Source organism: Rhizobium sp. WSM1328, assembly GCF_057653715.1.
Genome location: NZ_JBYGKO010000002.1, coordinates 204,515 through 216,912, shown reverse-complemented (window position 1 = coordinate 216,912; position 12,398 = coordinate 204,515). Strand labels below are relative to the sequence as shown.

Genomic DNA, 12,398 nt, shown 5'->3' with positions numbered 1-12,398 from the left:
TCGCAAACCAAAAAAAGGGGAATGACATGCACTCGAAACTGATCGCTTCCGCCGCCCTGCTGGGTCTGATGATGACGACTTCGGTCTTCGCTGAGGAAACGGCCATACCAAAACAGACCGTCAACGACGCGCTTCGCGCCCGCCTGCCGGAGAAGATCCGCACGGACGGCAAGATGATCTCCGTCAACAACGGTTCCTTTCCGCCCTATGAAATCGTCACCGGCACGAAATTGACCGGCGCCAGCGCCGACCTGACCGATGCGATCGGCCAGATGCTCGGCGTCGAGATCGAGCACGAAACCGTCAGTGGACTGACCGCATTGCTCGCCGGCATCAATTCCGGCCGATACCAGTTCGCCTTCGGCCCGATCGGTGACTTCAAAACCCGTGAAGAGGCCAATGATTTCGTCGACTGGGTTCAGGAATACGTGGTCTTCTCCGTCCAGAAGGGCAATCCGAAGGCCATCGGTTCGCTCGACAGCGCCTGCGGCAATCGCATTGCTGTCATGGCCGGCGGCTCCGCCGAAAAGGTGATCCAGGCCCAGGTCGAAAAGTGCAAGACGGACGGCAAGCCTGCGGTCGAAGTGCAGTCCTATACCGACCAGCCGAGCTCTATCCTGGCGGTCCGCTCCAAACGCGCCGACGCCTTCTTCTCCTCGCAGGCACCCTTGACCTATTTCGTGTCTCAGGCAAACGGCCAGTTGGAATTGAGCGGCGTCGGCCAGAAGAATGGCTTCGACGACCTCTATCAGGGCGCCGTGGTGCCGAAGGGCTCGCCGCTCGGCCCCGTTCTGCTCGACTCGATCAAGGCGTTGATGGATAACGGCGCCTATGCCGCCATCATGAAAAAGTGGGGTCTTGAGAACAACATGATCAAGCAGCCCGGTCTCAATCTTGGTGGAGCCCTGCCGAAATGAGCAATGACCGCACGACTGCCGCATCGCCGTCTGGCGGTGCGGACTTCCGGGATGTTGCCCATGCCCACAAGCCCTTTCCAACGGGCCGGCTCCTCTTGTGGGTGGCAGTGCTCCTGATTGCCGCAAACTTCCTGTGGATCGTCGCCCACAACGAGAATTTCGGCTGGCCTGTCGTCGCGGCTTATTTCTTCGATCCGACTGTTATCAACGGCCTTTACGTCAGCCTGGGCCTGACGGTGGTCGCGATGGCCATCGGCATCGTGCTCGGCCTCGGACTGGCGATCGCCCGGCTGTCGAATGACCGGCTCGCTCGGTCGCTGGCATCGCTGTTCATCTGGTTCTTTCGCGGCACGCCGCTCCTGGTGCAACTGATCTTCTGGTACAACCTCTCGACCCTCTTTCCCGAACTTTCGATCACCATTCCGTTCGGCCCGACGCTCGCCAGCTGGGAGACCAATTCGGTGATTACGCCGATGACGGCGGCGATCGTCGGCCTGGCCTTGAACGAAGCGGCCTACATGGCGGAGATCATTCGTGGCGGCCTGCTCTCGGTCGATCGTGGCCAGTTCGAGACGGCGGAAGCCTTCGGCATGACCAAGGCGAGGGCGCTGTGGCGGATTATCATTCCTCAGGCGATGCGCTCGATCGTGCCGCCGACGGGCAACCAGCTGATCAGCATGATCAAGGCAACCTCGCTCGTCAGCGTCATCGCCATGGCCGATCTGCTCTATTCCGTCCAGTCGATCTATAATCGCACCTTCGAGATCGTCCCGATGCTGCTGGTCGCGGTCCTCTGGTACTTGCTTATCACCTCCATCCTCAATCTCGGCCAGAGCTATATCGAGGCCTATTACGGCCGCAGCGAACGGCGCAACAACACCGCTGCCGCCAAATCCGAGACCCTTACCGAGGAGGCAAGCCATTGACCGGTGCCGAAATTGCAAAGCCCCTCGTCAGAGCCCGCAACGTCCACAAGTCCTTCGACCAGCTCGAAGTGCTGAAGGGGATCGACCTCGACGTCATGCCGGGTGAAGTCGTCGTCGTGCTCGGCCCGTCCGGGTCGGGAAAATCGACCTTCCTGCGCTGCATCAACCATCTCGAAGCGATCAATAAGGGGTTTATCGAAGTCGATGGCGAGCAGATCGGCTACCGTCTCCGCAAGGACCGGCTGGAAAAGCTGTCGAGCAACGGGATCGCCAGCCAGCGGCGCAAGATTGGCATGGTGTTCCAGCAATTCAATCTCTATCCGCATATGACGGTGCTGCAGAACATCGTCGAGGCCCCGATCGGCGTGCACGGAGAAAGTCGTAAGGCCGCGACCGAGAACGCCATGCGGCTTTTGGAGCGGGTCGGCCTATCGGAAAAGGCGGGTAGCTATCCCCGCCAGCTCTCCGGCGGCCAGCAGCAGCGCGTCGCCATCGCCCGCGCCCTGGCGATCAAGCCGAAGCTGATGCTGTTCGATGAGCCTACTTCGGCGCTCGACCCAGAACTCGTCGGCGAAGTGCTGGCCACCATGCGCGATCTCGCCAAACAGGGCCTGACGATGATCGTCGTGACCCACGAGATCGGTTTCGCCCGTGAGGCGGCCGATCGGGTGGTGTTCATGGACGGCGGCAATGTCGTCGAAATGGGCAAGCCCGAGGATGTCATCGGCAATCCACAACATCCCCGGACCCAGGCTTTTCTCGCCCGTTTTCTCTGACCGGTGTCAGCTCGCTGCTTCGACCCTCGGGCCGGAGCAATCGTCCTTTTCGACCAATACTGGATGTTTTCATGCCCACGCTCGACAATGCCTATGCCCGCCTTTCCGATTTCGAAGCCATGGAGGCGGAGCTGAAGGCGACCCGCCAGCACCTGCATGCCCATCCGGAACTCTCCTTCGAGGAAGCGGAAACAGCGCGTTTTGTCGCGGAAAAGCTGGATGGCTGGGGTTATGACGTGACCCGCAATGTCGGCGGTCACGGCGTTGTCGCCCGCCTCAGCGCCGGCAAGGGCAGCAAGGGCATCGCCATCCGCGCCGATATGGATGCGCTGCCGATCGTCGAGGCAACCGGACTTGCCTATGCCAGCGGCACCCCCGGCAAGATGCACGCCTGCGGCCATGACGGCCACACGACCGTGCTGCTCGGCGCCGCCGAATATCTGGCCCGTACCCGCCGCTTCAGCGGCACGGTGACGTTGATCTTCCAGCCTGCTGAAGAGGCGAGCAAGAATAGCGGCGCTCAGGCAATGATCGCCGACGGCCTGTTCGAACGGTTCCCGTTCGACGCCATCTTCGGCCTCCACAACCATCCCGGCGCTCCGGAAGGCACCATCCTGCTGCGATCCGGCCCAATGATGGCGGCGTCGGACACCGTCGAGATTACCATCAAGGGCAAAGGCGGCCATGCCTCGCGGCCGCACCTGACCATCGATCCCGTGGTCGTGGCGTGCAACCTCGTCGTCTCGCTGCAGACGATCATCTCGCGCAACCTCGACCCGACCCAGACGGCGGTCATCACTGTCGGCACGATCCATGCCGGCGATGCCGTCAATGTCATTCCTGAGTATGCCAAGCTCGCATTGAGCGTGCGCTCCTTCGAGCCTGGCATTCGCGACCTCCTGCAGGAACGCATCACCAAGCTCGCCCGTTCGGTATCGGACGGTCATGGTGCTTCGATCGAGATCAACTACGATCGCGGCAATCCTGTCGTCGTCAATTCGCCCGATGAGACAGATTTTGCCCGGATCGTCGCGGCGGAACTGGTCGGCGAAGACAAGGTCGCGACCTGCCCGCTCATTCCCGGCAGCGAGGATTTCTCGCACTTTCTCGAGCACAAGCCGGGCAGCTTCCTGCGTCTCGGCAACGGCATGAATTCCGCCATCCTGCATAGTCCCAAATATGATTTCGCCGATGCCAGCCTCACGGTTGGCGCAGCCATGTGGGCAAGGCTCGCGGAACGCTACCTCCAGGATGACGCCTGAAGTCCCGGTCGCCAGCTTGACCGCGTCGCATTTGGAGCTTGCGCTTTCTGTAGCGCAAAAGGATTTTGTAGCGAGAACATCAGTTCAACATCTCTCGCCGCAATCCAGGATGCGCAGCATGATTGCCAACTACAACGACGCCGGACTCGACCTGTCTTACGATCTCGAATTTTACGCATTGATGGCGGAAAGCTTCGAACGAAGCGTGGGACGCCGCCTGACGCCGGAAGGCCAGGGTGCCGAATGGCTGTATGACCACTCGCCGGCGGTGGTCCTTGCTCACAATACCGACGCCGATCCGCGCTTTATCTACGCAAACCGCGCCGCCCAGGCCTGTTTTGAATATTCATGGGACGAGTTCATCACGTTGCCATCGCGCCTTTCGGCGGAGGCACCCGATCGCGCGGAACGTGACAGGCTGTTGAATACCGTGGCGGCCAACGGCTTTATCGCCGACTACCGCGGACTTCGCATTGCCAAGTCAGGGCGGCGTTTCTATATCGAGAACGCCATCGTCTGGGATCTCGTCGACCGCATCGGATGCCGTCGCGGTTAAGCTGCGACATTCGATTCCTGGAAAGACGTGCAGGCGGATTGAGCGTCGGCTACGGAGACGCCGACCACGCGCGGATATGTTTCCGCCACTTTGCAAACCATGTCGTTTGCCATTTGGTTGCCAAAAAACCATGATTGCGTCACATAGATCGCACATCGACACTCGGCATCAAGAATTGGATCAACGCTGAATGCGCATAGCCTACGTTTTCCTTGGTGCATTTCTTGCAATTGCACAGTCCGCATATGCTGAAGTCGCATCACCGCCTGTTTTGGCGCCGCTAAAGCGACAAGCGCAGGCCGCTGAGTTGAGCGCACAATTTCTTTCGCGGTATAGCTACAAGCCCGTTCCACTCGACGACGCCTTGTCGGCCAGGATCATGGATCAGTTCATCAAGTCACTTGATCCGGACCGCATGCTCTTCCTGCAAGCGGACATCGACAAGTTCATGTCCGATCGCAGCGAGATCGACGATGCGATAGAACGGAAGGACTTGAAGATCCCGTTTGCGATTTTCAACGCCTATGAACAGCGCGTTGTCGACCGCATGAACTATGCGCGCAGCCTGCTGAAGCAGGACTTCGATTTCAGTACGCAGGAAAATTATTCGGTGCTGCGCGATAAAGCGCCGTGGTCGCAGTCGAAAGCCGAGAGCAATGAGCTTTGGCGCAAGCGCGTCAAGAGCGACTGGTTGCGGTTGAAACTCGGCGGCAAAAACGACGCGGCCATCCGCGAAACGCTCGACAAACGTTATGAGAACATACTCGAGCGCGCTTACAAGTTTAAAAGCGACGACGTTTTCCAGTCGTTCATGGATGCCTATTCAACGTCGATCGATCCGCACACGGACTATTTCGGCGCGGCCGCTTCAGCCGACTTCAATGTCTCGATGAAGCTTTCGCTGTTTGGTATCGGTGCCGTGCTGCAGGAACGCGACGACTACACGACGATCCGTGAGCTCGTGCCTGGCGGGCCGGCGCAGCTTTCCGGCAAGCTCGCGGTCGGAGACCGCATTACGGGCGTTGGTCAAGGCAAGGATGGGGCGATCAAAGAAGTGGTGGGCACGCGCCTTGATGAAGTCGTGCAGATGATACGCGGAAAAAAAGACTCCGTCGTGCGGCTGGATATCCTGCCGGCAGATGCCGGAGCAGATGGCACGCATCGCGTCATCAGCCTGGTGCGCGATAAAATCAGTCTCGACAAGCAGGCTGCCAGGAAGACTGTGCTGTCCGTGAAGGCGGGCGACGCCACGCGTAAAATCGGGATCATCACGCTGCCGGTATTCTATGAGGATTTTGAAGCCAAGCGCAAAGGTGACCAGGATTACAAAAGCGCAAGCCGCGATGTCGCCAAGCTTCTCGACGAACTGAAGGAAGAAAAGGTCGACAGCGTTCTGATTGACCTGCGCAACAATGGCGGCGGTTCATTGGACGAGGCGATTGATTTGACCGGTCTCTTCATCGGCAATGGACCGGTCGTTCAGCAACGCGGCAGCGACGGCAAGATCGAGGTCAAAAGCGCTGAGCTTGCAGCGCCTGTCTGGGCAGGCCCGATGGGTGTCCTGATCAATCGCGGCTCGGCGTCGGCTTCAGAGATTTTTGCCGCGGCCATCCAGGATTATGGTCGAGGCGTGATCGTCGGCGAACCCAGTTTCGGGAAGGGCACCGTTCAGACCGTCGTCGACCTTGACCAGATCGTCCGCAACAGCAAGCCTGAGTTCGGGGAGCTGAAAGTGACGATTGCCCAGTTTTTCCGGGTCAACGGCGGTACGACGCAGCTGCGCGGCGTGACGCCTGATATCAGCTTACCGGGACTTACCGATCCCACGAGCTTCGGCGAGACCAGTTATGACAATGCGCTGCCGTGGGCGCAGGTCAAGCCCGCGAATTACACGCCTTCCGACACTGTCTCGACGTTGCTGCCGACATTGCAAAGCCGCCATGATGCGCGGGCTGGAAGCGATCCGGATTTCCAACGCTTGTTAAAAGACCTTGCCGACCTCAAGGCACAGCGCGAGAAAGGGGTTATCTCCCTCAATGAAGCGGAACGTCGCAAAGAAGCGACGGCTCGAGAGAAACGGTTCAAGGATCGAGCGCAAGTGAGCGATGGCGAGGATCCGGGTGGAGATGATGGTCTGGAGGCAGGCGAGCGCAGCCTGAGCGCTGATATTGCCATCGAGAATGCTCGCAAGAACGCAAAGGACGTCCTGCTCGATGAAGCCGCCGCCATTCTTGCCGACGAGGCGGATTTGCAGCAAGGCGGGCTAAAGGCAGCCACAAAACAAACGGGAAACACGAACGGAAAATAATCGTCGCTGACCGGCGCAACGGTTGCGCAGCTTTGCGATCACCTTGGCATTATGGGCCTGGCTTCAGTTCCCTTCAAGGCGAGGGGACCCATGCAGTGTCCAATTCAGGCGCTGTGTCGGCGATTTCCGGATCGGCGTGATGACAGGCGGTCAGAAGACCTGGGGCCGCCGTTCGCCTGGTCAGGGCAGGCTCCTGTTCTGCACAGATCGACGTCGCTTTCCAGCAACGCGTTCGAAAACGGCATCCGCTGGGCGGATTTGCGGGGCTCGGCAGATCTCCCTGCAGAACGATACGCTTGCGCTGCGCACGACGCCTCGGATCCGGTGTCGGGACCGCCGACATCAGTGCCTGCGTGTAGGGATGGGCCGCCGCGCTGAAGATCGATTGCTTCGGCCCCGTTTCAATGATCTTGCCGAGATACATGACCATCACACGGTCCGAGACATGCCGCACGACGGCGAGATCATGCGCGACAAACAGCATCGCCAGATTGCGCTCGCGCCTCAATCCGGCCAGCAGGTTGATCACTTGCGCCTGCACCGAGACGTCGAGGGCCGAGACAGGCTCGTCGCAGACAAGAAGTGTCGGATTGAGCGCGAGAGCGCGGGCAATGCCAAGGCGCTGCCGCTGGCCGCCTGAGAATTCCGCGGGATAACGCTCCGCATGCTCGGCGCGCAGCCCGACGGATTCGAGCAGCTTGACCGTCTCTTCACGCCAGTTGCTCTTGGGCACGACCCCGGGGTGCAACGCCCAGGGTTCGGAAATCAGCCGGTCGACCCGCATGCGGGGATTGAGCGACTGGTAGGGGTCCTGGAAAACGACCTGCATCTTGCGGCGCAATTCATGCAGCCGCCGGCCACCGGCTGTCGTAATGTCCACACCGTCAAGCAAAGCGCTGCCGCTTGTTGCCGGTCCAAGCTTCAAGAGCGTCCGAACCAGCGAGGTTTTGCCGCAACCGCTTTCGCCGACGAGGCCGAGCGTCTCTCCACTGGCAATCTCGAAGCTGACATCGTCGACGGCACGCACCGGTGCAGAGGAGCTACCGAAGTGCCGGGAGAGGTTTTGGACCTTGAGCAGAGGTTCGATCATACTGGTGATACCGGGAAGTGGCAGGCGGCCTGGCGGCCCGGCCCTACGGTTTCAAGAGAGGGGACGACCTCGGCACAGAGCCCTTCGGCGCGTGGACAGCGCGTTCTGAATGCGCAGCCGGAAGGCAGGGCGACAGGATTGGGCGCGGAGCCGGGGATCGGCACCAATTCGTCTTCATCCGTGTCCATGCGCGGCTGCGAGGCAAGCAATCCGACGCTGTAGGGATGGCGGGCATCTTCGAACAGTTCGAAGACGCTTGCGGTTTCGACGACGCGGCCGGCATACATGACGGCAACGCGATCGGCGAGTTCGGCGACGACGCCGAGATCATGGGTAATGAAGATCATGCCGGCATCGCTGCGTTTGCTGATAGTCTCCAGAAGATCAACCACCTGCGCCTGGATCGTCACGTCGAGCGCCGTCGTCGGCTCGTCTGCGATGATGACATCCGGTTCCAGTGCCACGGCCATGGCGATCATGATGCGTTGGCGCATGCCGCCCGAAAACTCATGCGGATATTGTCTGGCGCGGCTTTCAGGGTCGGGAATGCCGATGGCCGTCAAAAGGTCGATCACGGCTTTTTCGACACCACCTTCCGGAGTACGGCCGTGGATGTGGAACATTTCGGCGATCTGCCAACCCACGGAATAGACCGGGTTGAGCGCTGCGAGCGCATCCTGAAAGATCAGGGCGATCCGATCGCCGCAGAGATCGCGCCGCTCGTTTCGCGAGAGCTGCAACAGCTCGACACCGTCGAAACGGATCGATCCTTGATTGATTTCGCCCGGCGGGTTGGGAACGAGATCCATGATGGCCGATGCGGTCACCGACTTGCCGGAGCCGCTTTCGCCGAGCAGCGCCAGAACCTCTCCACGCTCGAGCGAGAAGGAGACGCCGTTGAGCGCCAGGATGCGGCCGGCTGCCGTATCGAAACTGACCTGCAAGTCCTTGACTTCGAGAAGAGCCATCAGCGCCTCCGGCTGACAAGTCGCCAGTGCTGCGACGGGTCATTGACGATCCGGAACCAGTTGGCGAGGAGATTGAAGGACATGGTCGTGAGCATCACAGCCAGACCGGGAAAAAAGCCCAGCCACCAGGCGGATGACAGATATCCCTGGCCCTGCGCCACCATCAGGCCCCAGCTCACCGCAGGTGGCTGGATGCCGAGGCCGAGATAGCTCAGCCCGGATTCGAACAGCATGACCATGGCGAGATTGACCGAGGCGAGCGTCAGCATTGTCGGAGCGACGCTTGGGAGAATGTGATTGCGCAATATCCAGACAGCCCCGCCGCCGAAGGCGCGCGCCGCATCAACGAAAAGCCTCTCCCGCACCTCCAGAGTTTCAGCTCTTGCGACGCGGATATAGGCCGGCATGCGGGTAACGGCGAGCACGATGATGAGGTTACCGACGCTCGGGCCGAACAGGTAGAGCCCGAAGAGCGCCACCAGCAGCGTCGGGAAACCCAGAATGATGTCGCAGATCCGCATGACAAGGTTGCCGATGATGCCACCGAAGTAACCGGCGATCACGCCGAGCAGCGTTCCGCCGATCAGGCTCGTCAGAACGGTCACCAGCGCTATGCCGATCGTCGTCGATGCCGCCTGGATGAGGCGAACGAGGAGCGGACGCCCGAGAGCGTCGGCGCCCAGCCACAACGTCCAGGACTGGCCGAAGTCGAAGGGCGGCAGGTTGCGCGCCTTTAGCGAAATGCGGTTTTCGCCCAGCAGCGATGATGCATCCGCAAGAATGGCAAGGACGACGATCAGCAGCCAAATTGTCGCTGCGACCGCCATAGGGTCACCCGCGAGCGCACGCATGAACCACAAGATGCGGCGGCTTCGGCGCTCGCGGGCAGGGAGGACGTCGGCGGAGGTGCTGGTCATTCGACCCTCACACGCGGATCGATCGATGCATAGAGCATATCGACCAGGATATTGATGACGAAGATAACGACGGCGACCGCGAAGATCGATGCCTGGACGATCGCGAAATCGCGCTTCAGGATGCCGTCGATCAGCAGCTTGCCGATGCCGGGAAACCCGAAAACAACCTCGACGACGCCACCGCCGCCGGCGAACTGGGCGGCGAGGTCACCGGTCACGGTCACCGCGGGCAGGAGGGCATTGCGCAGCGCATGCACGAAGGTAACCCGGCCGCCGCGCGCGCCCTTGGCCCGCGCAGTCCGGACAAATGTCGCGTTCAGTGCTTCGATCATCGAGCCGCGGACGATCTGCACCAGCGTCCCGAACGGTCTGGCAAAAAGACAGGCAACCGGCAGGATCCAATAGATCGGACCGCCGAAACCCGATGTCGGCAGAATGCGCAAGGTGACGGCAAATAGCAGAACGCCCATCAGCCCGAGCCAGAAATCCGGCACGCTGGCCGCTGCCTGCGACAGCACGTTGATGGCCCGGTCGATCCAACCGCCGGCATTGACAGCGGCAATCGATCCGATGATGACGGCGGCGATGAAGGCCAGGGTCAAGGCAATGGCACCGAGCGCCAGCGTGTTCGGCAGCGCCTCCAGGACAACGTCCATGGCCGGGCGGTTGTGCCAAAGCGACGTGCCGAAATCGAGGCTCAGCATATCCCCGGCCCAATCGAGGAATTGCCACGGGAGGGAACGATCGAGGCCGAGACGGACGCGCATGGCTTCGCGGGCGGCATCCGAGGCATCGACGGGCAGGTAGAGATTGACGGGATCGCCCGTCAACCGCACGAGGAAGAAGGCGGATGTCATCAATGCTGCAAGGGCGAGTGCCGCAAAGGCCGCACGTTTCAGGAAGTAGGTGAAGGACATCCGCTCTCCTCAAGGGACGTTCGGCAACCAGTCTGCGCCGTCAGCGGTAGCTGATCGATTTAAGCTTGATCTCGTTGCCGGCCTGCACATCGGGCGTGTAGGTGACGTTCTCGGCGACGCGGGCAATCGTGACCATGTGGAACAGCGGCACGATATTGACCGCATCGACGGCGATGTAGCTGAAGGCCTCCTCGAACAGTTTCTTGCGTTCGTCGCCGGTTGCCTTCGACGCGTCGGTAATCAATGTGTCGAGTTTAGCATCGGCGATGGTCGACTGGTTGCCGTCGGTGGTAAAACGGTTCGGCAGCGTGAATACGGCGTCGCCTTCGGTGTTGTCGATCTGCGTCTGCAGGATCGACGGCTGACGTTCCTTGTCCCAGGGCTTAAGAAGCTTCTTCAGCCACGGGCTTGTTTCAAGCATTTCGAGCCGGGCATTGAAACCTGCATCCGCGAGCATCGCCTGAATGGCTTCCAGGCTTTCGGACGAATTGGGATAGATGCCGATGCGGCCGTAGATGACGATTTCCTTGTCAACCGGCACGCCATCGGCTTTCGCCGCGGCGAGCAGGGACTTCGCTTTTTCGGGATCATACGTCCAGACGGGGATGTCGGGATTGAAGCCGAAGACGGACGGCGGCACCGCCTGCATCGCCTTTTGGGCATCCTGGTGGAAGATGGTGCCGACAAGTCCGTCCCGGTCGATCGCAAGATTAAGGGCTTCACGCACGCGTTTGTCGTTGAGTGGCGCAATTTCTGCGTCGATCCTCAGCAGCGAGGTTTCGGCGTTCGGGAAGGCATGATCCTGTTCCGTCGTGCCGTCCTGGGGTGCTATTTCATAGGCGATCTGCGCTTCACCGGTGGCGACCATTGCCGCGCGAACAGCGGATTCGGCGCGCCAGATGATGGTTGCGTTCTTGATCGCCGGCTTGTCGCCCCAATAGCCGTCATAGGCCACGAGGTCGACCGATTGCCCGGGCGTCCACGCTGCAAGCTTGTAAGGTCCGGTTCCGGCCGGGGAGCGCGACTTGCCGTCGTTCGGGGTCGCCGGCGAACCGATGTCCACGGCGGACATCTTGTTCGGCAGGATCGGCTCGACGATATCCGTTTTGATGAGGAGGGTGGTGGGGTTCACCGCTTCTGCATTGAACTTGACGCCCTTCAGCGTCGCAAGTCCGACTTCGCAGGCCAGTGCCGGATCCTGCGCCCGCTTGAGAGCGGCAACGACTGCACTGGCATCAAACGCCTTGCCGTCGTGGAAGGTGACGTCGTCGCGGAGCTTGAATTCCCAGGTCAGCTCGTCCACTTGCCGCCAGCTGGCGGCAAGGCTCGGGACGACCGATCCGTCGGCCGGGCTCAGATTGACCAGCGCTTCGGTGATGTTGTTGTGCAGAATGCGAGAATTGCCCGAAAGGTCGGTGTCACAGGGATCGAGCGACTTCGGTTCGTCGATCACCACGACCGTCAGCTTATCCGAGGCAGCGTCGGCGCGAATTGCGCTGCCCGGACCCAGCAGAAATGCCAGTCCGATGCTCAGCGCACCAATTGCCTTCATCTTCTTCATGAAATCCCTCCTCCAGACCAAACGAGCGGCATCCTGTCCATCGCAGTGCCGTCTTGTGAAAACCACCCGGTTGAGCACCGCCGCAGCGGTTATCCAAATGGCTTTACTTCCTCCGCCAAGCGCGTAGTGTCAAATGTGACACTTACGCCGCCAAGCATGCTCGCTCGGTCCGGCGAAGTCAATATTATAATTCTCATATG

11 protein-coding genes are annotated in these 12,398 nt (G+C 60.6%); 6 read left to right on the top strand and 5 right to left on the bottom strand.

From position 1 onward, the window contains the following. Positions 1-26 precede the first annotated feature (26 nt). The 6 genes from AC2444_RS24560 to AC2444_RS24535 all read left to right on the top strand — a co-directional run bounded on the left by AC2444_RS24560 (position 27) and on the right by AC2444_RS24535 (position 6,745). Complete coding sequence (locus AC2444_RS24560; RefSeq protein WP_128406667.1) at positions 27-917, top strand: ABC transporter substrate-binding protein; 891 nt, start codon at positions 27-29, stop codon at positions 915-917. Then, entirely contained in the window at positions 914-1,843 is a 930-nt protein-coding gene (locus AC2444_RS24555) for an amino acid ABC transporter permease (protein ID WP_017996143.1), read from the top strand. Before AC2444_RS24560 ends, AC2444_RS24555 begins: the two co-directional genes overlap by 4 nt. Further along, on the top strand, positions 1,840-2,619 hold the full coding sequence (locus tag AC2444_RS24550) for an amino acid ABC transporter ATP-binding protein (RefSeq protein WP_017996144.1): 780 nt from the start codon (positions 1,840-1,842) through the stop codon (positions 2,617-2,619). The genes AC2444_RS24555 and AC2444_RS24550 overlap by 4 nt, the downstream gene beginning before the upstream one ends. A 71-nt stretch (positions 2,620-2,690) precedes the next feature. Continuing rightward, on the top strand, positions 2,691-3,881 hold the full coding sequence (locus AC2444_RS24545; RefSeq protein WP_128449347.1) for a M20 aminoacylase family protein: 1,191 nt from the start codon (positions 2,691-2,693) through the stop codon (positions 3,879-3,881). Between the two features lie 118 nt (positions 3,882-3,999). Further along, on the top strand, positions 4,000-4,437 hold the full coding sequence (locus tag AC2444_RS24540; protein WP_128449382.1) for an MEKHLA domain-containing protein: 438 nt from the start codon (positions 4,000-4,002) through the stop codon (positions 4,435-4,437). Between the two features lie 190 nt (positions 4,438-4,627). Beyond that, positions 4,628-6,745 carry a carboxy terminal-processing peptidase gene (locus tag AC2444_RS24535; RefSeq protein ID WP_017996147.1) on the top strand — a complete coding sequence of 706 codons (2,118 nt, stop codon included), beginning with the start codon at positions 4,628-4,630 and terminating at the stop codon, positions 6,743-6,745. A 73-nt stretch (positions 6,746-6,818) separates the two neighbouring features. Here the strand turns inward: AC2444_RS24535 and AC2444_RS24530 are convergent, their stop codons facing one another. The 5 genes from AC2444_RS24530 to AC2444_RS24510 are packed head-to-tail and all read right to left on the bottom strand — an operon-like array spanning position 6,819 to position 12,198. Further along, entirely contained in the window at positions 6,819-7,835 is a 1,017-nt protein-coding gene (locus tag AC2444_RS24530; RefSeq protein ID WP_128449348.1) for an ABC transporter ATP-binding protein, read from the bottom strand. After that, positions 7,832-8,803, bottom strand: coding sequence for an ABC transporter ATP-binding protein (locus AC2444_RS24525; protein ID WP_128406671.1), 972 nt, complete (start codon positions 8,801-8,803; stop codon positions 7,832-7,834). Before AC2444_RS24525 ends, AC2444_RS24530 begins: the two co-directional genes overlap by 4 nt. Then, a complete protein-coding gene (locus AC2444_RS24520) occupies positions 8,803-9,720 on the bottom strand; it encodes an ABC transporter permease (RefSeq protein ID WP_012755695.1) in 918 nt (305 codons plus the stop codon). Before AC2444_RS24520 ends, AC2444_RS24525 begins: the two co-directional genes overlap by 1 nt. Further along, a complete protein-coding gene (locus tag AC2444_RS24515; protein WP_003562404.1) occupies positions 9,717-10,637 on the bottom strand; it encodes an ABC transporter permease in 921 nt (306 codons plus the stop codon). Before AC2444_RS24515 ends, AC2444_RS24520 begins: the two co-directional genes overlap by 4 nt. Positions 10,638-10,677: 40 nt before the next feature. Next, complete coding sequence (locus AC2444_RS24510) at positions 10,678-12,198, bottom strand: ABC transporter substrate-binding protein (RefSeq protein ID WP_128449349.1); 1,521 nt, start codon at positions 12,196-12,198, stop codon at positions 10,678-10,680. Positions 12,199-12,398 lie beyond the last annotated feature (200 nt).